This window comes from Parviterribacter multiflagellatus, from assembly GCF_056863265.1.
This window is the reverse complement of record NZ_JBXPIZ010000001.1, coordinates 534,093-556,821: the sequence shown is the minus strand read 5'-3', so window position 1 is coordinate 556,821 and position 22,729 is coordinate 534,093. Positions and strand designations below refer to the sequence as shown.

At 73.6% G+C, this 22,729-nt stretch carries 24 protein-coding genes; 5 read left to right on the top strand and 19 right to left on the bottom strand.

Annotated elements, in window-relative coordinates; genetic code table 11:
• Positions 1-10 precede the first annotated feature (10 nt).
• The 6 genes from kdpB to AC1UE5_RS02440 form a co-directional block, all read right to left on the bottom strand.
• Positions 11-2,020 (bottom strand): potassium-transporting ATPase subunit KdpB, encoded by a 2,010-nt coding sequence (kdpB, locus tag AC1UE5_RS02465; RefSeq protein ID WP_482920475.1) that lies wholly within the window; start codon positions 2,018-2,020, stop codon positions 11-13.
• Complete coding sequence (locus AC1UE5_RS02460) at positions 2,017-2,586, bottom strand: potassium-transporting ATPase subunit C (RefSeq protein WP_482920474.1); 570 nt, start codon at positions 2,584-2,586, stop codon at positions 2,017-2,019. Before AC1UE5_RS02460 ends, kdpB begins: the two co-directional genes overlap by 4 nt.
• A 9-nt stretch (positions 2,587-2,595) precedes the next feature.
• Positions 2,596-4,290: a potassium-transporting ATPase subunit KdpA gene (gene kdpA / locus AC1UE5_RS02455; protein ID WP_482920473.1), complete on the bottom strand. Its 1,695-nt coding sequence runs from the start codon at positions 4,288-4,290 to the stop codon at positions 2,596-2,598.
• 86 nt (positions 4,291-4,376) lie between these two features.
• The gene (locus AC1UE5_RS02450; protein WP_482920472.1) at positions 4,377-4,499 is read right to left on the bottom strand and encodes a hypothetical protein; all 123 of its coding nucleotides are present in this window, start codon (positions 4,497-4,499) and stop codon (positions 4,377-4,379) included.
• A gap of 85 nt (positions 4,500-4,584) precedes the next feature.
• Complete coding sequence (locus tag AC1UE5_RS02445; protein WP_482920471.1) at positions 4,585-5,259, bottom strand: response regulator transcription factor; 675 nt, start codon at positions 5,257-5,259, stop codon at positions 4,585-4,587.
• Positions 5,256-6,656 carry a sensor histidine kinase gene (locus AC1UE5_RS02440; protein ID WP_482920470.1) on the bottom strand — a complete coding sequence of 467 codons (1,401 nt, stop codon included), beginning with the start codon at positions 6,654-6,656 and terminating at the stop codon, positions 5,256-5,258. The genes AC1UE5_RS02445 and AC1UE5_RS02440 overlap by 4 nt, the downstream gene beginning before the upstream one ends.
• A gap of 105 nt (positions 6,657-6,761) precedes the next feature.
• On the opposite strand from AC1UE5_RS02440, the gene AC1UE5_RS02435 reads away from it, so the two are divergent.
• Positions 6,762-6,896: a hypothetical protein gene (locus tag AC1UE5_RS02435; RefSeq protein ID WP_482920469.1), complete on the top strand. Its 135-nt coding sequence runs from the start codon at positions 6,762-6,764 to the stop codon at positions 6,894-6,896.
• Positions 6,897-6,920: 24 nt separating this feature from the next.
• Here the strand turns inward: AC1UE5_RS02435 and AC1UE5_RS02430 are convergent, their stop codons facing one another.
• The 6 genes from AC1UE5_RS02430 to AC1UE5_RS02405 are packed head-to-tail and all read right to left on the bottom strand — an operon-like array spanning position 6,921 to position 11,069.
• The gene (locus AC1UE5_RS02430; RefSeq protein WP_482920468.1) at positions 6,921-7,697 is read right to left on the bottom strand and encodes a SigB/SigF/SigG family RNA polymerase sigma factor; all 777 of its coding nucleotides are present in this window, start codon (positions 7,695-7,697) and stop codon (positions 6,921-6,923) included.
• 56 nt (positions 7,698-7,753) lie between these two features.
• On the bottom strand, positions 7,754-8,041 hold the full coding sequence (locus AC1UE5_RS02425) for an ATP-dependent Clp protease adaptor ClpS (RefSeq protein WP_482920467.1): 288 nt from the start codon (positions 8,039-8,041) through the stop codon (positions 7,754-7,756).
• Positions 8,038-8,877 (bottom strand): MBL fold metallo-hydrolase, encoded by an 840-nt coding sequence (locus tag AC1UE5_RS02420; protein WP_482920466.1) that lies wholly within the window; start codon positions 8,875-8,877, stop codon positions 8,038-8,040. Before AC1UE5_RS02420 ends, AC1UE5_RS02425 begins: the two co-directional genes overlap by 4 nt.
• Complete coding sequence (locus tag AC1UE5_RS02415; RefSeq protein ID WP_482920465.1) at positions 8,874-9,728, bottom strand: class I SAM-dependent methyltransferase; 855 nt, start codon at positions 9,726-9,728, stop codon at positions 8,874-8,876. Before AC1UE5_RS02415 ends, AC1UE5_RS02420 begins: the two co-directional genes overlap by 4 nt.
• On the bottom strand, positions 9,725-10,552 hold the full coding sequence (locus tag AC1UE5_RS02410; RefSeq protein WP_482920464.1) for a uracil-DNA glycosylase family protein: 828 nt from the start codon (positions 10,550-10,552) through the stop codon (positions 9,725-9,727). Before AC1UE5_RS02410 ends, AC1UE5_RS02415 begins: the two co-directional genes overlap by 4 nt.
• Complete coding sequence (locus tag AC1UE5_RS02405; RefSeq protein WP_482920463.1) at positions 10,542-11,069, bottom strand: PIN domain-containing protein; 528 nt, start codon at positions 11,067-11,069, stop codon at positions 10,542-10,544. Before AC1UE5_RS02405 ends, AC1UE5_RS02410 begins: the two co-directional genes overlap by 11 nt.
• A gap of 72 nt (positions 11,070-11,141) precedes the next feature.
• On the opposite strand from AC1UE5_RS02405, the gene AC1UE5_RS02400 reads away from it, so the two are divergent.
• Genes AC1UE5_RS02400 through AC1UE5_RS02385 form a run of 4 tightly spaced genes read left to right on the top strand, consistent with a single transcriptional unit; the run spans position 11,142 to position 15,312 of the window.
• Entirely contained in the window at positions 11,142-13,130 is a 1,989-nt protein-coding gene (locus AC1UE5_RS02400; protein ID WP_482920462.1) for a methylmalonyl-CoA mutase family protein, read from the top strand.
• A complete protein-coding gene (locus AC1UE5_RS02395) occupies positions 13,127-14,080 on the top strand; it encodes an ArgK/MeaB family GTPase (protein ID WP_482920461.1) in 954 nt (317 codons plus the stop codon). The genes AC1UE5_RS02400 and AC1UE5_RS02395 overlap by 4 nt, the downstream gene beginning before the upstream one ends.
• A gap of 6 nt (positions 14,081-14,086) precedes the next feature.
• Positions 14,087-15,115, top strand: a complete 1,029-nt coding sequence (locus AC1UE5_RS02390; RefSeq protein ID WP_482920460.1) for a ubiquitin family protein — start codon at positions 14,087-14,089, stop codon at positions 15,113-15,115.
• A 23-nt stretch (positions 15,116-15,138) separates the two neighbouring features.
• The gene (locus tag AC1UE5_RS02385; RefSeq protein WP_482920459.1) at positions 15,139-15,312 is read left to right on the top strand and encodes a hypothetical protein; all 174 of its coding nucleotides are present in this window, start codon (positions 15,139-15,141) and stop codon (positions 15,310-15,312) included.
• A 23-nt stretch (positions 15,313-15,335) separates the two neighbouring features.
• On the opposite strand, the gene AC1UE5_RS02380 is transcribed toward AC1UE5_RS02385, so the two are convergent.
• The 7 genes from AC1UE5_RS02380 to AC1UE5_RS02350 are packed head-to-tail and all read right to left on the bottom strand — an operon-like array spanning position 15,336 to position 22,636.
• On the bottom strand, positions 15,336-16,370 hold the full coding sequence (locus tag AC1UE5_RS02380) for an SIS domain-containing protein (protein WP_482920458.1): 1,035 nt from the start codon (positions 16,368-16,370) through the stop codon (positions 15,336-15,338).
• Entirely contained in the window at positions 16,367-17,125 is a 759-nt protein-coding gene (locus AC1UE5_RS02375; RefSeq protein WP_482920684.1) for an ATP-binding cassette domain-containing protein, read from the bottom strand. The genes AC1UE5_RS02380 and AC1UE5_RS02375 overlap by 4 nt, the downstream gene beginning before the upstream one ends.
• The gene (locus tag AC1UE5_RS02370; RefSeq protein WP_482920457.1) at positions 17,122-18,306 is read right to left on the bottom strand and encodes an alanine racemase; all 1,185 of its coding nucleotides are present in this window, start codon (positions 18,304-18,306) and stop codon (positions 17,122-17,124) included. The genes AC1UE5_RS02375 and AC1UE5_RS02370 overlap by 4 nt, the downstream gene beginning before the upstream one ends.
• A 4-nt stretch (positions 18,307-18,310) precedes the next feature.
• Complete coding sequence (locus AC1UE5_RS02365) at positions 18,311-19,315, bottom strand: ABC transporter permease (RefSeq protein WP_482920456.1); 1,005 nt, start codon at positions 19,313-19,315, stop codon at positions 18,311-18,313.
• 9 nt (positions 19,316-19,324) lie between these two features.
• Positions 19,325-20,464 (bottom strand): substrate-binding domain-containing protein, encoded by a 1,140-nt coding sequence (locus AC1UE5_RS02360; protein ID WP_482920455.1) that lies wholly within the window; start codon positions 20,462-20,464, stop codon positions 19,325-19,327.
• Positions 20,446-21,714: a M20 family metallopeptidase gene (locus AC1UE5_RS02355; protein WP_482920454.1), complete on the bottom strand. Its 1,269-nt coding sequence runs from the start codon at positions 21,712-21,714 to the stop codon at positions 20,446-20,448. The genes AC1UE5_RS02360 and AC1UE5_RS02355 overlap by 19 nt, the downstream gene beginning before the upstream one ends.
• The gene (locus tag AC1UE5_RS02350; protein WP_482920453.1) at positions 21,707-22,636 is read right to left on the bottom strand and encodes an ROK family protein; all 930 of its coding nucleotides are present in this window, start codon (positions 22,634-22,636) and stop codon (positions 21,707-21,709) included. Before AC1UE5_RS02350 ends, AC1UE5_RS02355 begins: the two co-directional genes overlap by 8 nt.
• Positions 22,637-22,729 lie beyond the last annotated feature (93 nt).

The window sequence follows — 22,729 nt, the reverse complement described above, 5'->3', positions numbered from 1 at the left end:
CTGCCTGCGCCTACGCCCCCAGGAGGTTGTGGACGACGAGGTCGATCAGCTTGATCCCGACGAACGGCGCGACGAGGCCGCCGAGCCCGTAGATCAGCAGGTTGCGCCGCAGCAGCGCGGTCGCGCCCACCGGCTTGTACTTCACGCCCCGCAGGGCCAGCGGCACGAGCGCCGGGATGACGAGCGCGTTGAACACGATCGCGGAGATGATCGCCGACTCGGGCGTCCCGAGCCCCATGACGTTCAGGTCGTCGAGCGGGCCGCGCTCGCCGGGGGCCGTGGCGTACGTGAACGCGAAGATCGCCGGGAGGATCGCGAAGTACTTCGCGACGTCGTTGGCGATCGAGAACGTCGTCAGCGCCCCGCGGGTGATCAGGAGCTGCTTGCCGACCTCGACGATCTCGATGAGCTTCGTCGGGTTGGAGTCCAGGTCGACCATGTTCCCCGCCTCGCGCGCGGCCTGGGTGCCCGTGTTCATCGCCACGCCGACGTCGGCCTGCGCGAGCGCGGGCGCGTCGTTCGTGCCGTCGCCGGTCATCGCGACCAGCCGGCCCTGCTCCTGCTCGGCGCGGATCAGCTCGAGCTTGCGCTCGGGCGTCGCCTCGGCCAGGAAGTCGTCGACGCCGGCCTCCTTGGCGATCGCCTCCGCGGTCAGCCGGTTGTCGCCGGTGACCATGACGGTGCGGATGCCCATCGCGCGGAGCTGGTCGAACCGGGCCTTCATGCCCTCCTTGACCACGTCGCGCAGCTCGATCACGCCGAGCACCTGCTCGTCGCGGGCGACGGCGAGCGGCGTGCCGCCCTCGCGGCCGATGCGGTCGAGCTCCGTGCGCAGCTCCGGCGGCGCTTGGCCGCCCTCGGCCTCGACCCAGCGCAGCACCGCGTCGCCGGCACCCTTGCGCAGGCGGGTGCCGTTCACGTCGACGCCGCTCATCCGCGTCTGGGCGGTGAAGGGCACGAAGCTCGCCTCGCCCGCCGCCAGCTCCCGCTCACGCAGCCCGTACTGCTTGGCGAGCACGACGATCGAGCGGCCCTCGGGCGTCTCGTCGGCCAGCGAGGAGAGCTGCGCCGCCTCCGCCAGGTCGCCCTCGCTCACGCCCGGCATCGGGATGAACTTCGCGGCCTGGCGGTTGCCGAGCGTGATCGTGCCCGTCTTGTCGAGCAGCAGCACGTCCACGTCGCCGGACGCCTCCACCGCGCGGCCGCTGAGCGCGAGCACGTTGCGGCGCACGAGGCGGTCCATGCCCGCGATGCCGATCGCGCTGAGCAGCGCGCCGATCGTCGTCGGGATGAGCGCCACGAGGAGGGCGATGAGCGTCGCGGTCGACGCGTCCGTGCCGGCGAAGTCGGCGAACGGGCGCAGCGCGACGACGACGGTGAGGAAGATCAGCGTCAGGCCGCTGAGCAGGATGCCCAGCGCGATCTCGTTCGGGGTCTTGCGCCGGGCGGCGCCCTCGACGAGGCCGATCATCCGGTCCAGGAACGACTGCCCCGGCTCCTGCGTGATCTCGACCACGATGCGGTCGCTCAGCACCCTCGTGCCGCCCGTCACGGCGGAGCGGTCGCCGCCCGCCTCGCGGATGACCGGCGCGGACTCCCCGGTGATCGCGGACTCGTCGACGCTCGCGATGCCCTCGACGACCGTGCCGTCGCCGGGGATCACGTCACCGGCCTCGACGACCACCGTGTCGCCGCGGCGCAGGTCGCTGGCAGCGCGCACGCTGCCGTCCGTCATGCGCGCCGTGGTGGTGGTGCGCATCGCGCGGAGCGTCGCGGCCTGCGCCTTGCCGCGCCCCTCGGCGACGGCCTCCGCGAGGTTGCCGAAGAGCACGGTCAGCCACAGCCACAGCGCGACGGTCGCGGTGAACCAGGCGGGCTGGTCGCCGTCGCCGGCGACGATCAGGACCGTCGCGAGCACCGCGGCGATCTCCACCACGAACATGACCGGGTTGCGGGCCATGATGCGGGGGTCGAGCTTGCGCGCGGCCTCGGTCAGGACGGCGCTCCACTGGACGTTCATCGCGCGGCCTCCACGGCCAGGTTGAGCTCGAGCACGTTCACGCCGGGCTCGCCGAACACGCCGAGGCCGCGGCCGTCGGTGTGGTCGTCGATCAGCGCGTTCACGCGGTCGAGCGGGATGCCCGACTCACGCGACACCCGCCGCGCCTGGATCCGCGCGTTCTCGACGCTGATCTGCGGGTCGACGCCCGAGGCGCTGGTGGTCGCGGCGTCGGCGGGGACGTCGCGGACGGCGATCCCCTCGCGCTCGGCGTAGTCGAGCGCGAACCGCCGCTGCTGCACCGCCAGGGTCGCCTGGTTCGGCCCGCGGTTGTTGAAGTACGTCGCAGAGGCGCTGTAGCCGGTGACGGACGGGCGCGACTGGAAGAGGTCGTCGCGGCCGCTGAAGTCCTGGCCGATCAGGCGCGAGCCGACGGTCTTGCCGCCGGCGTCGCGGACGAGCGAGCCGTTGGCCTTGCCGGGCATGATCACCTGCGCGGCGCCGGTGATGGCGAGCGGGTAGGCGAGGCCGCAGAGCACGGTGAAGACGAGCACCGCGACGACGGCCGCCTTGAGGTCCTTGAGCATGCGATGCTCCTAGAAGAGGTGGTCGGTGAGGCCCTGCGCGATCGGTCCGAGGAGGAGCGCGGGGACGAAGGTGAGGAGCGCGACGAGGATCACGCTGCCGATCAGCAGGACGACGAACGTCGGCGTGTCGGTGCGCATCGTGCCCGGGCCCGCAGGGGTGACCCGCTTGCTGCCGAGCGCGCCGGCGACCGCGAGCGCGGCGATCATCGGGAGGAAGCGCCCGAAGAGCATCGCGAGCCCGCCGACGACGTTCGCGAACGTCACGCCGGTGTAGCCGGCGAACGCCGAGCCGTTGTTGTTCGCCTGCGACGTGTACGCGTAGAGCGTCTCGCTGAAGCCCTGAGGGCCGGTGTCGAAGATCGAGGCGCGCCCGTACGTCGTGGCGATCGCGACCGCCGTCAGGGCGAGCACGATCAGCGGCACCGCGAGCGTTCCGACCGCGACGAGCTTGATCTCGCGCGCGCCGATCTTCTTGCCCAGGTACTCGGGCGTGCGGCCGACCATCAGGCCCGCCAGGAACACGGCGAGCAGGACGAAGAGCAGCATCCCGTACAGGCCGGAGCCGACGCCGCCGAAGATCACCTCGCCGGTCATCATGTTCGCGAGCGGGATCGCCCCGCCGATGCCGGTGAGCGACTCCATCGCGGCGTTCACCGCGCCGCAGCTCGCCACCGTGGTGACGACCGCGAAGAGGCTCGAGGAGCCGATCCCGAACCGGGTCTCCTTGCCCTCGAGGTTCGCGCCGTCGAGCCCGGCCGCGTGCATCGCGGGCGTGCCGTGCGACTCGGCGACGTACACGATCACGACGCCGGCGATGAACATGACCGACATCGCGGCGTAGATCGCCCAGCCCTGGCGGCGGCTGCCGACCATCCGGCCGAACGTGTTCGTGAGCGCCGCCGGGATGAGCAGGATCAGCAGCATCAGCACGACGTTCGTCAGGCCGCTCGGGTTGGAGAACGGCATCGACGCGTTGACGTTGAAGAAGCCGCCGCCGTTCGTGCCGAGCATCTTGATCGCCTCCTGGCTGGCCGCGGGGCCCATCGCCAGGGTCTGCTCGGTGCCGCCGACCAGCGTGTCGACGGTCCTGTAGGCGTCGAGGTTCTGGATCGCGCCCTGGCTGACGAGGAAGAGCGCGGCGACGACGCTGATCGGCAGCAGCACGTAGAGCGTCACGCGCGTGAGATCGACGTACGCGTTGCCGAGGTCGCTCGTGCTGCGGCGCGCGAACCCGCGGATGACCGCGGCGACGACCGCGATGCCGACCGCCGCGCTGAGGAAGTTCTGCACCGCCAGCCCGGCCATCTGGCTGAAGTACGTGAGGGTGGTCTCGCCCGCGTAGTACTGCCAGTTCGTGTTGGTGACGAACGACGCGGCGGTGTTGAAGCTCAGGTCCCACGCCGGGCTGCTCAGCCCCTGCGGGTTGAACGGGTGGAGCGTCTGCGTGCGCAGGATCGCGTAGAGCGCGAGGAACCCGGCGAGGTTGAAGACGAGGATCGAGCGTGCGTACCGCTTCCAGTCCTGCTCGGCCTGCGTGGCGCTGCCCAGGACGCGGTAGATGCCGCGCTCGAGCGGCCCCAGCACGCGGTCGAGCGCGACCGGCTCGCGGTTGAAGACGCGAGCGAGGTAGCCGCCGAGCAGCGGCGTGAGCGCGGTGAGCACCGCGATGAAGAGGGCGATCTGGATCCATCCAGCGGCGGTCATCTAGAGCTCCTCACCGCGCAGCAGCGCGTAGAGCAGGTAGATCGCCACGAGGCCCGAGATCGCGAGCACCACACCGTCGAGCGCGCTCATACCGCCTCCAGCCCCTCGATCAGGGCGAGGAACAGCGCGAACGCCGCGAGGCCGAGCGCAAGGGAGATCAGGTCCATGCCCCGACTCTCCGCCGCGCGTGTCAGGCGGACATCACGCATTCGCGCGAGACCATCAAGATCCCGTCAAGGCCCGTGAAGGCGATCGACGTCTTGGTCCCGCATACCGGGACCAACACGTCGATCGTCAGGCGGCGAAGCGGTATCCGACGCCGGGCTCGGTGCGGATGAGGGCGGCGGCGGGGCCGAGCTTGCGGCGGAGGTTCGCGAGGTGGGTGCGGAGGGTCGCGACGTCGTCGGCGTAGGCGAGGCCCCAGACCTCGGTGAGGAGCGCGCGGTGCGTCAGCAGCCGTCCGCGGTTGCGCATCAGCGCCGTCAGGAGGCGGAACTCGATCGGCGTGAGGTGCACGGGCGCGCCGGCGACCTCGACGGTGTGGGCCGCGAGGTCGAGCGCGAGGCCGTCGGCGCGCAGGACGGGGTCGTCGCGCTCGGGCTGGGCGCGGCGCAGCGCGGCGCGCAGGCGGGCGACGAGCTCGCGCGGCGAGAAGGGCTTGGTGACGTAGTCGTCCGCGCCGGCCTCCAGCGCGCGCACCTTCTGCTCCTCGTCCCCCACCGCGCTGAGCACGAGGATCGGCGCGCCGGACCACTCGCGCAGGGAGCGCGTGACGCCGATGCCGTCGCCGTCGGGCAGGACGAGGTCGACGATCGCCGCGTCCGGGGCCTGGAGCGCGGCGGCGTCCAGGGCCTCCTGCACCGTCGCCGCCGGCAGCACGTCGAAGCCCGCGTCCCGCAGGACGATGCGCAGCGCACGGAGGATCTGCGGCTCGTCGTCGACGACGAGCACCCGCTGGCGCTCGCTCATGCGGCGGTCGGCTCCGGCGCGGCGGCGGCCGGCGCGGGCGTCAGCGGCAGCTCGACGACGAAGCTCGTCCCCTGCCCGGGCAGCGACTCGGCCCACAGGCGCCCGCCGTTCACCTCGACGAACCCGCGCGCGATCGCGAGCCCGAGGCCGCTGCCGCGGTGGCCCGTGGCGTCGGTGCCGGAGCGGTAGAACGGCTCGAAGACGCGGCCGAGCTGCGCCGGCGGGATGCCCGGGCCGCGGTCGACGATCCGCACGAGCACGCGCCCGTTGACCTCCCGCGCGCGGACGCTGACCGGGTGACCCGCGCCGTGGCGGACGCTGTTCTCCAGCAGGTTCGCGAACGCCCGCTCGAGCTGGGCGGCGTCGGCGCGCACGAGCGGCAGGTCGTCGGCGATCGCGACCGTGAACGACCCGCGGGCGCCGAGGTCGTCCATCGCGACCCGCAGCACCTCGTCGACCGAGCACCAGTCGACGCGCGGCTCGGCCGCGTGGGCCTCCAGCCGCGACAGGTCGAGGAGCTGGTCGATGAGCCGCGCGAGCCGCGACGCCTCCTCCCCCACGCCCGCGGCGAGCTCGCGGCGGTCCTCCGGCGAGAGCGTGTCGGAGGAGAGCGGCTCGACCGACGTGAGGATCGCGGTCAGCGGCGTGCGCAGGTCGTGCGAGACCGCGCGCAGCAGCGCGGTCTTCAGCACGTCGGAGCGGCGGAGCGCGCGGGTCTCGACGGTGTCGGCGAGCAGCGCCTCGCGTTCGAGGGCTGCCGCGAGGAGCGCCTCGAGCGACGGCACGACGCGCTCTTGCAGCCGGCGGAGGACCGGCTCGGGGAGGTCGGACGGCACCAGCAGCGTGCCGAGCTGCGACGACCCGTCGCGGAGCGGGAACGCCAGGCGCCGGTCGTCGCCGGACGACGGCGAGGTGGTGATGGCCGCCGAGGGGAGCTCGAGGGCGGCCGACAGGCGCGCGGCCGCGACCGGCAGGGCGGAGCTGAGGTCGTCGCCGCGCAGCAGGATGCGCGCCATCTCGGCCGCCAGGTCGGCTTCCCGCCGTCGCTGCTCGGCCTCCAGCGCCCGCGTCCGCGCCGCCTCGGCCAGCCACGACACGACCACCGAGGCGACGACGAGCACCGCGAGCGCGACCCAGTTCTCCCCGTCGGCGATCGTGAAGCGGCCGGTCGGCTCGATGTGGAAGAAGTTGAACGCCAGCGCGCTCCCCACCGCCGTCGCCACGCCGAGCCAGACGCCCCAGAAGGCCGCCACGAGCAGCACCGCGAGCAGGTAGACGACGCCGAGCGAGATCGCCGCGGCGACGGTCTTGAGCGGGTAGACGATCGCGGTCGTCAGCGCGATCGAGGCGACCGCGGCGAGGATCCCGAACCCCAGTGGCGGGCGGCGAAGCGGCATGGCTACGTCCGACCGTATCCACCCTCACGATCCCTTCACGAAACCTTGATGCGCCTCAGGGGTTCCTGCACAGGAGCTTCGACGTCCCTGAGGAACATGGAGAACATGGCTTCGTCCCCCACCCCCGCCGCGACCCCGACCCCGACCCCGCCCAAGACCGCGCCGTCCGAGCACCGCCTGCAGGACGCGAAGGTCGTCCCCGTGCCGCGCCCGCCGGTCACGACGAGCGCCGACTGGTAGCCGCGCGGCGCGCCCGCGCGCCGCTCAGGCCGCGTCGACGGCCCGGTCGGACCGCTCGATGTTCATCCGCAGCCGCGCGAGCGCCTGCCGGATGAGCCGCGAGACCTGCATCTGCGACACCCCGATGTGCCGCGAGATCTCGGTCTGCGTGAGGTCCTCCTCGAAGCGCAGCCGCAGGATCTCCCGGTCGCGCGCCGTCAGCACGTCGAGCGCGCCGTCGATCAGCACGCGGATCTCCGCGCGCCCCAGCTCCGGGTCGCTCGACCCGATCGAGTCCGCCAGCGTGGCGTCCTCGCCGATCGGCTCGTCGAACGACCGCGCGCGCCGCGCGTCGGCGCTCTGGATCGTCGACAGGACCTCCTCGAACGGCGCGTCGATCGCGTTCGCGAGCTCCTGCACCGTGGGCGAGCGGCCGAGCTGGTTGGTCAGCTCGTCGCGCGCCTTGGCGACCTTCAGCTGCAGCTCCTGCGTGCCGCGCGGGACGCGCACGGCCCACGTCTTGTCGCGGAAGTGGCGCTTGATCTCGCCGAGCACCGTCGGCGTGGCGTACGAGGAGAACCGCACCTCGCGCGAGAGGTCGAACCCCTCGATCGCCTTCATGATGCCGACGCAGGCGACCTGGACGAGGTCGTCGAGCGGCTCGCCGCGGCCCGCGTAGCGGCCGGCGAGCGCCCGCGCGAGCGGCAGCATCTCCTCCGCCAGGGTGTCCCGCGCACGGGTGTCCCCATGCTCGTGGTACCGGCGCAGGAGCATCCGCTCCCGGTCGGCGCTCCCGCCAGTGTGGCCTCCGTGATCGAGCACGCGCTCCACGTCTGGAACTGTGACAGGTCCCTCGTCAGAGCGCTGACGCTCAGTCGTCACCCGCGCTCGAGCGGGGCCATCGTGAGCCCCGCGTCGCGGAGCTGCTCCCAGTAGAGCTCGGCCTGCTCCTGGTGGCCCGACCACACGACGGCCTGGCCCGAGTTGTGGATCTTGTCGGCGATCGCGTAGCCGGAGTCGAGGGAGACACCCGGGATGAACCGGGCGAGGCAGTGGGCGACGTGATCGAAGGTGTTGTGGTCGTCGTTGAGGACGATCACGCGCCAGGCACCGCCGAGCCCCGAGTCCGGTCCGCTGGTGCGCGGAAGCTCGATGGTCTGGGTCATGTCTGGGCGGAGGATACCCGCGACAGCGCTCGCTCCAAGCCCGGGTACAGGTGGTCGGGAGGCATGCCCTGCTCGTAGGCCTGCGCGGTATCCGGCGACGTGCGCGACGCGAGATCCTCCCGCACGCGCGCGGCGAACTCCTCGCCCGACGCGGCCGTCCGCGCCCACTCGACCTGCTTGGCCAGCTGCTCGCGCAGCCCGGCCAGGTGCTCCTGCGGCTCGTCCCACAGGCCGAAGTGGGTCACGGCGATCGCCGTCGGGTTCCACGCGGCGATGGCGTCGATCGAGCGCGGCCACGCCTCGAGGTCGATGTCCGGCGGCGGGGTCGGCGCGAGGATGGGCCCGTCCGGCGCGATCCGCACGCCCGCGGTGTCGCCGCAGAACGCGGTGCCGGTCGGCTCGTGCAGGTAGGAGACGTGGTGGGAGGCGTGCCCGGGCGTGTACGCGACGCGCCAGGCGCCGATCGTCTCGCCGCCGGTCAGCACGCGGATGTTCTCCTGCGGCACCGGGACGATCTCGCCCCACAGGCGCTCCATCTGGTCGCCGTAGAGCCGCGACGCGGAGGCCACGAGCTTCGACGGGTCGGCGAGATGGCGCGCCCCGCGCTCGTGGACCCAGACCTCCAGGTCGGGCCAGCGCTCGACGAGCTTGCCGGCGCCGCCGGAGTGGTCGAGGTGGATGTGGGTCACGAGCAGCCGCTCCGGGCGCTCCTCCCCCAGCTCGGCGACCAGCGTGTCGTGCACCGTCGACGGGCCCGAGTCGATCAGGGCGCCGTCGAGCAGGAACGCGCCGATGACCCGCTCGCGCCCCAGGTGCTTCGTGTCGATCAGCTTCACGCGTCGGAGTCTGACGGGACGTGCCCGTTCTGGCTCTCCGGGGTCGCCCGCTCGACCACGACGAGGTCCTGGAAGCTCGTCCCGTCCTCGATGCCGCGCCACGTGCCCGGATGCGTGGAGCGCAGCGTGAGCCCGTGGGCCGCCAGCCGCTCGGCCAGCCACCCGGTGTCGTACGCGACCGCGTCCTCGGGGACCTCGTCGCTGATGACCGCCACGTGCGCGTCGGGGTCGAGGAACGCGAGGGTCGCCTCCCCCGCCCGGACCGCCGCGCGCGAGTCGTCGTCGAGGAGGAAGGCGGTGATGAGGCCCCGCCCGCCCGGCTTGAGCACCCGCGCGGTCTCGGCCAGGTAGTGGTCGGCCTCCTCCTCCAGCAGGTGCGTGAGGACCGAGGTCTGGATGACGAGGTCGAACCGCGCGTCGTCGTACGGGAAGCGGTACTCCTTCGCCGCGTACGCGCCCTGCGGGTTGTAGCGGCGGTTGTAGAGGTCGGCGACCTGGAAGTGGAAGTTCTTGTGCTTGGCGTACCGGCGCCGGCACCACCCGATGCCGTCGCGGTTGACGTCGAACCCGTCGTACGAGCCGGACGAGCTGAGGTAGCCCGCCAGCGGGCGCGCCATCCGCCCGATCCCGCACCCGACGTCGAGCACGTGCTCGTCGGGCTGCAGCCCCGCCAGCTCGACGAAGTGCGTGAGGAACTCGTCCCCGGTCGCGACGAAGTCCGAGTGCCCGACGAAGTCCAGCCGCCGCGGCGGCACGAGCCGGTCGCCGCGCCCGCGCAGCCGGTCGTTGAGGTCGAGCATGCGGAGCTTGAGCGAGTCGCGAACGCGCTCGGACAGCGGCGGCTTCGTCATCGGCGCCGATCCTGCCACGTCGGCGGCGCGAGGCGGCCCGCGACCTCCCGCAGCTCGGCGATCGCGGCGTCCGTCTCTTCCGCCGGCGCATATGGGTTCGGCAAGAGGAACGTCGGCACGCCGCCCAGCGCCTCACCGGCGCCGGGCCGGACGCCGGGGTCGTCCAGCGCGGCCGCTGCCGCCCGCTTGAGGAGGAACACGACAAGCGCCGGTCGCCAGGCGGCGACCTTCGCCGCCAGCGCTGCCCGACCGCTCGCCAGCTCCGAGGCCGACGCCTTGTCGAGAGGCCCCGGTCCGGTCGCCAGCACGGTGATGCCGTGGCCCTCCGCGGTCAGCGCCTCGTCCTCGCGGCCAGGGACCGGATCGCGGAGGAGCTCGGCGCGCACCAGCCGCGACCAGAGGCGGCGGCCGAGCGGCCCTTGGAGGTAGTGCCCGGCCGCTGCCGAGTCGGGCGCCACGCGGAACCCGACCACGAGGATCCGGCCCTCGCGCGGCGGAAGGTCGTCGAGCGCCGTGCCCCGCGCCACAGTGAAGGCCGCGAGCCGTTCGCCGACCGTCGCGGCCGCCGCGCCATCGGGTTCCGTCACCGCGGCGTGGTCGAGCACCTCCCAGATCGAGAGGCCCGTCTCCTGCGCGACGCGCCCAGCGGACCACCGGCCGGCCCGGTGCTTCGCGAGCGCACGCTCGAGCACCGTGCGGCGAACGCCCTCGACGAGCAGCCTGCGCACGAGCGTCGCGCGGTCGATCGCCTCCTCGGCGGCGAGCGCCTCGAGACGTGCGATGAGCGCCGCATCGAGCCGGAGGTTGATCTGCTCAGTGGCCATCGGTCATCTCCTCGAGCGCTCGCTCGTAGTCCTGCATCGATGCCGCCCGCAATGGGGCGACCACGGCCAGGCGGTGGAGGAGTGCGCGGGCCTCCGTGCGTGCGATGACACCACGGGCCCGTCCGAGCAACGCGAGCTCGACGGTGGGGATGGCCGCGACGCCCAGCCGTGACGCGGCGCGGCGCGCCGCGCGGTCGTCGACGATCGCTCGCCGAGTGGTCGCGACCGCGAGCGCGAGCGTCTCGCTCTCCCCGGCGCCGAGACCGGCCTCGTAGACGAGGCGGTCGCGGTGTCGTGCCACGCCCTCGTGGACCTCCGCCACCGTGACGTCCCCCGCCTCGCGCGCGGCGTCGATCAGCTCGGCGTCCGCGTAGCCGTTCCGGCGACCGTTCACCACGGCTTCCTCCCAGACGATCGGGGTGACGAGAAGCGGTCCCACGATCTTCGCGGCTTCGGCGAACGCGTCGGCTTTCGCGAGGTGGATCAGCGCTGTCGCGTCGCTCAGTTCTCCGCTCACCCCCTAACGCTATGCATCGTAGTAGAAACGGGAGACGCCGCATTCGCAACGAGTTCGCCATACGATCCACACATGACCGTGCGCCTGGACAAGGCCGACCGGCCTTGGATGATGCGGACCTACGCGGGCCACTCCACGGCCGCGAAGTCCAACGAGCTGTACCGCCGCAACCTCGCCAAGGGCCAGACGGGCCTCTCGGTGGCCTTCGACCTGCCGACGCAGACGGGCTACGACCCCGACCACGAGCTCGCCCGGGGCGAGGTCGGGAAGGTCGGCGTGCCGGTCGCCCACCGCGGCGACATGAAGCAGCTGATGGAGGGCATCCCGCTCGACCAGATGAACACGTCGATGACGATCAACGCGACGGCGGCCTGGCTGCTCGCGCTCTACATCGTCGCGGCGGAGGAGCAGGGCGTCGAGCAGAACCAGCTCGCCGGCACCACCCAGAACGACATCATCAAGGAGTTCCTCGCGCGCGGGACCTACGCGTTCCCGCCCGGGCCGTCGATGCGGCTCATCGCGGACATGGTCGCCTACACGGTCACCAACATCCCGAAGTGGAACCCGATCAACATCTGCTCGTACCACCTCCAGGAGGCGGGCGCGACCCCGGTCCAGGAGATCGCGTACTCGATGTCCAACGCGATCGCGGTGCTGGACGCGGTCCGCGAGCGCGTCGACCAGGAGCTGATGGGGCCGGTCTTCGGGCGCATCTCGTTCTTCGTCAACGCCGGCGTCCGGTTCGTCGAGGAGCACGCCAAGCTCCGGGCGATGGGCCAGCTGTGGCAGGAGCTGGGCCGCGAGCGCTACGGCGTCGAGGACCCCAAGCACCTGCGCTTCCGCTACGGCGTGCAGGTCAACTCGCTCGGCCTCACCGAGCAGCAGCCGGAGAACAACGTCCAGCGCATCGTGCTCGAGGCGCTGGCCGTCACGCTCGGTCGCGACGCGCGCGCCCGCGCGGTGCAGCTCCCCGCGTGGAACGAGGCGCTCGGCCTCCCGCGCCCGTGGGACCAGCAGTGGGCGCTCCGCATCCAGCAGGTGCTCGCGTACGAGACCGACATCCTCGAGTACCCCGACATCTTCGAGGGCTCGAAGGTCATGGAGGGCCTCGTGGCCGAGCTCGTCGAGGGCGCCCGCGCGGAGATGGCGGTCGTGGCCGAGCACGGCGGCGCGGTCGAGGCCGTGTCGTACATGAAGGGCCAGCTCGTCGACTCGCACCGCGAGCGCATCCGCCGCATCGAGGCGGGCGAGCAGACGGTCGTCGGCCTGAACAAGTTCGAGTCGACCGAGCCGTCGCCCCTGACCGCGGACGCCGAGGGCGGGATCATGACCGTCGATCCGGCCACCGAGGCGCACCAGCGCGAGGCCGTGCAGCAGTGGCGCGCGCAGCGCGACCAGGCCGCGGCGGACGAGGCGCTCGCCGCGCTGCGGGCCACTGCGGACACGGACGAGAACCTGATGGAGGCGACGATCGCCGCCGCCCGCGCGGGCGTCACGACCGGCGAGTGGGCGCAGGCGCTGCGCGACGTCTTCGGCTCCTACCGCGCGCCGACCGGCGTCGGCGAGGCGGCGGGCTCCGAGGTCCCCGGCGACCTCATCGAGGCCGTCCGCGAGGAGGTCGAGCAGGTCAGCGAGGCGCTCGGCCGGCGGCTGAAGATCCTCGTCGGCAAGCCCGGCCTGGACGGCCACTCCAACGGCGCCGAGCAGATCGCCGTCCGCGCGCGCGACGCGGGCATGGACGTCGTCTACGAGGGCATCCGGCTCACCCCCGCGCAGATCGCGGCGAGCGCGCTGCAGGAGGGCGTCCACGTCGTCGGCCTCTCGATCCTGTCCGGCTCGCACAAGGAGCTGATCCCGGACGTGATCGCGGCGCTGCGCGAGAAGGGCCTGGAGGACGTGCCGGTCGTCGTCGGCGGGATCATCCCGGAGGCCGACGTCAAGCCGCTCAAGGAGGCGGGCGTCGCCGGCGTCTACACGCCGAAGGACTTCGACCTGACGAAGATCATGCGCGACATCGTCGAGCTGGTGGCCGAGCGCAACGGAGTGGCCGCCTCCGCGTGACGGCTGGAGCGGATCTCGGCCGGCGGCTGCGCGAGGGCGATCTGAGCGCGGCCCCGGCCGCGCTCAACCTGGTCGAGTCGAAGACGCGGACGGAGGAGGTCCACGCGCTGCTGCGCGAGGTCTCCCCCGCGGCCATCGGAGCCGAGCCGCGCGGCCACCTCGTCGGCCTCACCGGTCCGCCGGGCGCCGGCAAGTCGTCGCTGCTGTCCGCGCTCGTTCGGGCGTGGCGGGCGGACGGGCGGACCGTCGCGGTGCTGGCCGTGGACCCGTCGTCCAAGCGCTCCGGCGGCTCGCTGCTCGGCGACCGCGCGCGGATCGAGTTCGACCCCGCCGACGAGGGCGTGCTCATCCGCTCCACCGCCGCGGGCGGGCGGCTGGGCGGGCTGGCCCCCGCGACGCGCGCGGCCGCGCAGGCGCTGTGCGCGGCGTTCGACGTCGTGGTGATCGAGACCGTCGGCGTCGGCCAGTCGGAGACCGAGGTGGCGGAGGTCGCGGACACCGTCGCGGTCGTCGTGCAGCCCGGCTCCGGCGACGCGCTGCAGTTCATCAAGTCGGGGATCATGGAGGTGCCCGACGTGCTCGTCGTGACCAAGGCCGACCTGGGCGACATCGCGCTGCGGGCGCGCCGGGATCTGTCCGCGTCGCTGCGCTCGTTGGGCGAGCGGGAGAAGAAGGTCGTGGCGGTGTCGAGCATCGCCCCCACCACCGGCATCGACGACCTCGTCGCCGCCATCGACGCGCACCGCGACGCGCTCGATCTGCCCGCCCGCCGCACCGAGGCGCGCCGCACGTCCGCGCTGGCCGACTACGTCGTCGAGCACGGCGAGCGCGGGCTGCGCGCGCTGGGCGGCCGGCGCCCCGCGCTGCGGTTCCTCGCCGAGCAGGATCCCGGACTTGACGTGGCGACGCTCGTCCAGCGGCTGGAGGAGAAGGCGCTTGCTGCCGATTAACCGGGGGTGCGCCGTCTCGTTTCCGCCATCGTCCTCGCCCTCGCCCTCCTCGCCGTCGCGCCTGCAAGCGCGCTGGCGATGCAGATCTTCGTCAAGACCCTCACCGGCAAGACCATCACGCTCGACGTCGAGCCCTCCGACTCGATCGAGAACGTCAAGGCCAAGATCCAGGACAAGGAGGGCATCCCGCCGGAGAACCAGCGGCTGATCTTCGCGGGCAAGCAGCTCGAGGACGGCCGCACGCTCTCGGACTACAACATCCAGAGCGAGAGCACGATCCACCTCGTGCTGCGGCTCACGACGCCGCCCGCCATCTCCGAGGCGAAGGTCGTCGGCGACGAGGTGCAGCTCAGCGGCACGGCGCCGGCGGACACGGAGGTCGAGGTCGTGTCAGGCGACACGGTGCTCACCACCGTCCTCGCCGAGCCGGACGACACGTGGAGCGCGACGGTCGAGCTGACCCCGGGCACGCACGACCTGGCTGTCCGCGCCAAGGGCAGCAGCACGCTGTCCCCGGTGACACGGGTGACGATCGCGCCGCCGGTCGTGCCGGACCCGCCGGTGACCGACCCGGACGAGACGCCGTCCGTGCCGGCGCCCACGCCGGTCGTGCCCACCGCGACGCCCACGCCCGCCCCGATCGCGACGCCCGCGGCCGCCACCACGCCCGGGCCGCCGGCCCCCGCTCGCATCGCCACGCGGACCCGCTGCGCCCGCGCGACGTCGGCCCAGTCGTTCTCGGTCACGGTGCCCGCGGACGCGACGGTCACGACCACCCTGCGCCGCGCCACGACCTCCAAGGCGCGCCGGGCGTGCATCGCGTTCGGTCGCGGGACCGCGACGCGCACCGTTCAGCGGTGGAGCACCGTCCGCACGCAGCCGCTCGCGCTGCCCGCCGGGACGACCCGCGTCCCGCTCACCAAGCTCACCGGCGGCAAGCGCCTCCAGCCGGGCACCTACGTCCTGACGGTCCGCACGTCTGGCCCGGGCGGCGCCACGGAGACGACGGCGAAGTTCCTGGTCCTGACGCGGTAGCCGGTACCGTGGCGGGCACCTCGATGCTCCGCGACCTCGCCATCTGCTTCGGCGCCTTCGTGGCCGCCACCGCCATCGCCGCCCTCCTCGGTGCGACGAACCTCGGCACCGCCCTCACGTTCGGCTCGATCGCCTTCATGGGCGCGATCGTCGGCCTGATCCTCTACCGCGGACCGGAGTCGGGCGCGGGCACGTAGCGCGGCCGGCCGCCTGAGCGACCTCAGCGCGTCTCGGTGACCTTGGTGAGCCCGGGCGGGGCGTCGATCGTGCGCCCACGCAGCGCCGCCTGACGCAGCGCGAGCACCTGGCCGGGCACGACGGCGACCACCGGGCTGACCCACTCCGCGGCCCCGGACGGCAGGCGCAGCGCCGCGTCGGGCGCGTCGGACAGCTCGGCCACGTGGGCGCCGCGAGCCTGCAGCGCCTCACCGCACGCCATGACCGACGCTCGCACCCGCCCGGTCGGCGCGACGAGCAGCGCCGCGGTGCGCCCGCCGACCGCGGCGATCGGCCCGTGCTGGAGGTCGGGCGGCGAGAAGCCCTCGGCGACGACGCCGGTCAGCTCGCGGACCTTGAGCGCGACCTCCATCGCGGTCGCGTAGTTGAAGCCGCGTCCGACCGTGACGAGGTGATCCAGCCGCGTCAGCGCGTCGAGCCCCGGCGCGTCGGCGAACCCTCGGTCGACTGCGGCGCCGATGGCGCCGGGCAGGGCGTCGAGCGCGCGCCGGCCGGCCTCCCGGTCGGGACCGAGCTCGACCGCGAGCGCGGCCAGCGCGACCAGCGACGTCGTGTAGGTCTTCGTCGCCGCGACCGAGCGCTCCGGCCCGGCGCCCAGCTCGATCACCACGTCGGCGCTCTGCGCCAGCGGCGAGCCGGCGTCGTTGGTGATCGCGACCGACGCCGCGCCGGCCTCCCGCGCGGACGCGAGCACCCCGACGACGTCCGGCGAGCGCCCCGACTGCGAGATGCCGACGACGAGCGCCCGCGCCCCCGGCGGCACCGCGGGCGCGTCGTACATCGTTCCCAGTGACGGCGCGGCGAGCGCGACCGGGAGGCCGAGCCGCACGCCGAGCAGGTACTGCGCATAGCGCGCGGCGTTGTCCGACGTCCCGCGCGCCGCGACGATCGCGTAGTCGAGCGGGCGACCGGAGAGCGCGCCGGCCGCTTGCCGTGCGGCGCCGGACGCGAGCAGCCGCCCGACGGCCTCCGGCTGCTCGCGGATCTCGGCCTCCAGGAGCGTGGCGCCGCCGGTCACGAGGTGCGCAGCCCGGTGATCATGCTCACGATCTCGTCGCCGTCCGTCTCGCTCGTCCGGCGCACGCCGATCTGCACGCCGCGGCGCAGCACGCAGATGCGGTCCGAGATCCGGAACACCTGGTCGAGGCTGTGCGAGACGATCAGCACCGCGAGCCCGCGCTCCTTGAGCCGCAGGATCGTGTCCTCGACGCGGCTGGTCTCCTGCACGCCGAGCGCGGCGGTCGGCTCGTCCATCAGCACGAGCCGCTGCGCCCAGTGCGTCGCCCGGCCGATCGCGACGCCCTGCCGCTGGCCGCCCGACAGCGCGCGGATCGTCGCCTTCGGGCTCGGGATGCGCACGTCGAGCTCGTCGAGCAGCGCCTGCGTCTCGGCGGCCATCCGGCCGCGGTCGAGCCGCCGCAGCGGCCCCTTGACGAGCTCGCGGCCGAGGAACATGTTCATGTAGACCGGCTGGTCGTCGACCAGCGCCAGGTCCTGGAAGACGCACTCGATGCCGTGCCGGCGCGACTCCGCCGGGCTGGCGAGCTTGACGGGCTCGCCGTCGAGGACGATCTGGCCCGCGCTCGGCTCGTGCACGCCCGCGATCATCTTCACGAGCGTGGACTTGCCGGCGCCGTTGTCGCCGACCAGCGCCACGACCTCGCCCGCGTGCACGTCGAGCGAGAGCTCCTGGAGCGCGACGACCGCGCCGAACTCCTTGCGCACCCGGTCGAGCCGCACGAGCGGCGTCCCCGCGGGCGCCTCCTGGGTCACAGCGGCCACCTGGCCTCCCTTCCGTCCGGGGTCCACAGGCCGGCCAGCCGCGGCCGGCCTTCGGCGACGCCCGCGATCCCGGCGACGTACGCGCGCGTCACGAACGCCTGGATGCGGAAGCCGAACACGACGGTCGCGCCCGCAGGCGCCGACGGCGCGTCGAGCTGCGCGTAGTAGTCGATGGCGGCGGGCGGCGGGATCTCGGCCGGGACGAGCTCGGCATCGGCCAGCGCTCCCGGGGCCAGCAGCGCGTGGACCTCGTAGTCCCCGAAGACCGGGTCGACGTACAGGCCGCCGCCGAACGCGTAGGCGCGGCCGGCGTGCCGGTGCGACACCTCGGTCACGTAGCAGGCGGCGGGCAGCTCGACGAGGTCGCGGACCGCGTGCAGCGGCGTCGTGCCGGTCAGCCCGTGCCCCGGCTCGACCTGCGTGGCGCCCGCGTCGGCCAGTGCGGCGAGGGTCACCGTCGACGTCGTCCCCGGCGCGTTGACGCCTACGTCGGGGACGCCCGCGTCCCGCAGCGCGGCGGCGGCGCGGGCGAGCGTCGCGAGGTTCGGCGTCGGCCGCACCTCCTGCGCATCCGCGTCGTAGAGCTGCGCCGGGAACGTCGTGACGCCGGCGAAGCGCGCGCCGTCGAGCGCGTCGAGCCGCTCGGCGACCGCGACGACGTCGGCCGCGTCGAACCCGCCCTCGTGGCCGGGGTAGAACGTGTCGCCCGGCGCGTGGATGCGGGCCAGCAGCGCCTGCTCGCGCCCCGCGGCCGCCGCGGCGGCGGCCGCTTCGCGGGCCTTGTCGTCGCTGAAGACCGTCCAGCTCGCCGGCCGCAGCGCGGCCGCAGCGGAGGCCTCGGCCCGCGGCACCTGCACGAGGTGGCCGACGTGCCCGACCTCCAACCCTCCGGCGGCGAGCGCGCGGGCGTCCTCCATGTCGACGGCGACGCCGGCCGAGATGCCGGCCGCGCGCAGCGCGGCGAGGAAGCCCGGCGCGCGGCCGACCTGCTTGGTCATCGCGAGCACCTCGAGGCCGAGGCGGTCGCCCTCGGCCTTCAGCGCCGCGGCGTTCGCGCCGACCGCGTCGAGGTCGAGCGCGTAGCTGTTGGCCGGCAGCTCGCCCGCCTGGTGGAGCGCGACCGCGGCCTCCAGGAAGGCGGGGTTCCGCCGGCGCAGGACGTCGAGGAACATCGGGTCAGCCCTTCGGCTCTCGGAGGGTGAGGGAGATCGCGAGCAGCAGCAGCACGCCCTGGGCGATCAGCTGCTCGCTGGACGACAGGCCCATGAGGATGAGCCCGTTGTTGAGCATGCCCATGATCAGCGAGCCGACGAGCGCGCCGACGACGCTCCCGCTGCCGCCGAAGAGGCGCGTGCCGCCGATCACCACCGCGGCGATGACGATCATGAGCGTGTTCTCGCCCATCGTGTAGTTCGCGGCCTGCACGCGGCCCGCGAAGAGCAGCCCGGCCAGGCCGGCGAGCGTGCCGCTCAGCGTCAGCACCGCGATCTTCACGCGCGTCACGCGGATGCCGGTCACGCGCGCGGCCGCCACGTTGTCGCCGGTGGCCAGCACGTGCGCGCCGAACCGCCAGGAGCGGTAGGCGACGTGGCCGATCGCCACGACGACGGCCGTCCACACCACCAGGCCCGGGATCGGCCCCAGGTCGCCCGAGCCGAAGAGGTCGACGAAGGTCTGGTCGGTGATCGCGACCGCCTTGAGGTCGGTGATCGTCCGCGCCAGGCCGGCGACGAGCCCCATCGTCGCCAGCGTCACGAGGAACGACGGCAGCCGCAGGAGCGTCGTGAACAGCCCGTTGACCAGGCCCACGGCGAACCCGACGCCGAGGCCGGCCGCGATGCCCGCGACGAGGCCGACGTCGCGCAGCACCACCGCGCCGACGAGCGCGGAGAGGGCGACGATCGACCCGATCGACAGGTCGATCTCGCCGGCGCTGAGGACGAAGACCAGCCCGACCGCCATGACGCTGATCGGCGCGGTCTGCCGCGCGATGTTGAGCAGGTTGTCCGACGTCAGGAACCCGTCGTCGGACAGGGTCACCGCGAAGAACACGAGGATCAGCAGGAACGCGACGTACACCACGTACGCGCGCGGGTCCAGGCCCCGCCACCACGCCGGGGCCGCCTCGGCGGTCCCGGCGCGCGGCGCCTGGGGGTCGGCGATGGACTTCGGCGTGCCCATGGCGGTGCGTTAGCGGAGGGCGTCCTTGACGGCCTTCGGCGCGTCCGCGCCGAGCGACTCGCGGTAGCCCTGCTCGATGGTGTCCTTCGTCACCGTGATCGCGGGCGCGACGACGAACGCCGGCGCCTCCTTGCCGAGGATGCCGTAGGCGGCCGCGGTCGCCATCGCCGCGCCGAGCTCGTTCGCCTTGTCGGAGATGAGCGCCGCGACGTTGCCGTCGCGCGCCATGTCGACGGCCAGCGGCTCGTCGAGGTCGAGCGAGACGAGCTTGGCGTCCGTGTTGCCGGCGTTGCGCAGCGCGCTCAGCACGCCCTCGGCCGGCGGCTGGGAGAACGTCACGTACGCCCCGTCCAGGCCCGGGTTCTGGGTGAGGATGGCCGACGCCTGCTCCTCGGCCTTGTTCGGGTCGGCGATGCCCTGCTCGGCGACGATCTCGATGTCGGGGTAGTTCTGCTCGATCGTCTGCTTGAACGCCTGGTCGCGCTGGTTGGTCACGTAGTACTCGGCGTCGTGGAAGAAGTAGGCGATCTTGCCCTTGCCGCCGATGTGGGCGGCGAGCGCGTCGGCGGCCTGCTTGCCCATCTGGTACAGGTCGTCGGTGAGCAGCGAGACGTAGTCCTTGCCGTGCTGGAAGCCCTGCGGGACGTTCGAGAGCAGGACGATCTTCGTGCCCTTGCGGTTCGCCTCGGCGTAGGCCGCCTTCGTGGCGACCGGGTCGACCGGCAGCGTGAGCAGGACGTCGGGCTTCTTGGCCAGGACCGTCTCGACGTCGCTCTTCTGCTTGGCGGCGTCGAAGTTCGCGTTGGTCTCGGCGACGACGTCGATGCCGAGCTCCTCCAGGCGGTCCTTCGCGCCGCCGCTGACCGCGGTGACGAAGTCGGACGACTGGTGCCACACGAGCGCGACGGTGTGGTCGTCGGACTTGAGCTTCTCGATCTCGTCGGCGCTGAGCTGCAGGTCGCTGGTCGGCGTGGCCTTCTCACCGGCCGGGCCCTGCGTCTCGCCGAGCGTCTTCGACGCGGTGATCTTCACCGCGTCGCCGCCGGAGTCGCCGGCGGCGCTGGAGTCGTCGCCGGAGTCGCCGCAGGCGGCGACCGTCGGCAGGATGGCGACCGCGACGAGGGTCGCGATCAGACGGCGGGCGTGCATGGAGTTCCTCCTCCTCCGTGGCTGCCGGCACCGCAGTGGCCGGCGATGAACTGCGACAGGCACCTCGCCGCGGCGAGGAGCTCCTCCACCGCGACGTGCTCCTCGGCGGTGTGGCAGAGCGCGATGTCCCCCGGCGCCCAGTAGACGCAGGGGATGCCGAGGGCGGCCAGGAACGACCCCTCGGACCAGAACGGGGCGCCCGAGACGCGGGCGCGGTCGGGCGCGACGGCGCGGACGGCCTCGACGAGCGCCGTCACGAACGGCGTGTCGGCCGGCGTCTCGAACGGGAGCCCGCCGACGGCGTGGTCGCGCCCGGCGGGGAACGCGACGGACGCGGTCGTGCCGGTGCCGGCGACGCCACGCTGGACCGCCGCCTCGATCGCGGCCGCGGCCGCGTCGAGGTCGTCACCGGGCAGCAGGGTCCGGATGAGGCTCAGCCGGAAGCTGCCGGGCACCGCGATGTACCCGCCGGACGTCACGTCGGTGACCAGCAGCGCGGGCCGCCCGACGTGCGGGTGCGGCGCGCGGGCCGCCAGCTCGTCGGCGTGCGCCCACAGCTCGCTCAGCACCCGGTGGCCGGCGCGCAGGGCGTCCACGCCCTCCTCCGGCCGAGCGAAGTAGGCGCTGCGCCCCGCGACCTCGACGTCGGCGATCAGGAAGCCGATCTGCGCCACGAGGACCTCGAGGCGCGTGGGCTCGACGTAGATCGCGGCGTCGGCGCGCGGGATGGCCCCGGCGGCGATCCGCTCGGCGACCAGGCGCATGCCGATCGACCGGCCGAGCCCCGGCTCGCCGCTCTCCTCGTCCGACACCCAGGCGGTGACGACGTCCCCCGCGGGCCGTGCGCCGGCCGCGTGCAACGTGCGGAGGGCGGCCATGGCCGTCGCGATCCCGCCCTTGAGATCGCCGACGCCCCGCCCCCACACCGCGCCGTCGGCGATGACGGCGCCGAACGGGTCCTCGCGCTCGGTCCCCGCCCAGCGTTCGGCCCAGCCGGTCGCGCGGACGGTGTCGAGGTGGCCGGCGAGCAGGAGGCTGCGGCCGCCGCCGGTCCCGCGGTGGACGCTCCACACGACCGGGCGGCCGGGCGCGGCCTCCTCGACGTGGACCTCGTCGGCTCCGACGGCCCGCAGCTCGTCGGCGACCAGCGCGGCGAACGCGGCCTCGTCGCCGGTCACGCTCGGGGTGCCGACCGCACGGCGCAGCCAGGCGAGCGCGGCGGCGTCGTCGACGCGGAGCGCGTCAGACATCGGCGGTCTCCCGGGCGAGGTCGGCCGCAAGCTGGGCGGCGCCGATCAGGCCGGCGCGTGTGCCGAGGCGGCTGGGGACGAGCGGCGGCGCGTGGCGGGTGAGCCGCGGGAGGATCGCCTCGACGCGCGACAGCACGTCCGGACGCGTCCCGATGCCGCCGCCGAAGACGACGACGGAGGGATCGAGCAGGGCGTGGACGGCGACGACCGCGAGCGCCAGCGAGCGGGCCTGCTCGTCGACGACGGCCAGCGCGGCGGCGTCGCCGGCCTCGGCGCGGGCGTACACGTCCTGGGCGTCCGTCTCCGGGTCCCCGCCCCGCTCGACGTAGCGGCGGACGATGCCGACGCCGCCCACGGCCTCCTCGAGCGCGCCGTGCACCTGGTTGGCGGGGTCGAACGGATCGGTGCCGAGCGGGAGCAGGCCGATCTCGCCGGCCGCGCCGCGGGCGCCGCGCTGGAGCGCCCCGCCGGCCACGATGCCCATGCCGATCCCGGTGCCGACGGCGACGAGGACGAAGTCGTCGGCGCCGGCCGCCGCGCCGTGGCGGTGCTCGGCGAGCGCGGCCACGTTGACGTCGTTGTCGACCGCCACGGGGACGCCCAGCTCGGCGCGCAGCGCCGCGTCGAGCGCGAGGCCGTCGAACGACGGGAGGTTCGGCGCGTGCAGGAGCGTGCTCCCGTCGGCGACACCGGGCACGCCGATGCCGGCGGCGCCGACGCGCGCCCACGCCACGCCGGCGGTCGCGGCGACGTCGCGGGCGGCCGCGGACAGCCGCGTCACGAGGTCGCGCGCCGATGACGCCGCGGTCGGGACGCTGCCCTCGGCGATCGGCAGGCCGTCCGGGCCGGCGAGCGCGACGCGGAGGTTCGTGCCGCCGAGGTCGACGCCGAGGACGAGTGGGGTGTCAACTGAAACTGGCAAGGCGATTTTCTATTGACAGCCTAAACCCGTCGACCGACCGGCGTCAAGCGTTTGCCGAACCTCTTGCGAACCGACAACGCGCTTCCCTATTGT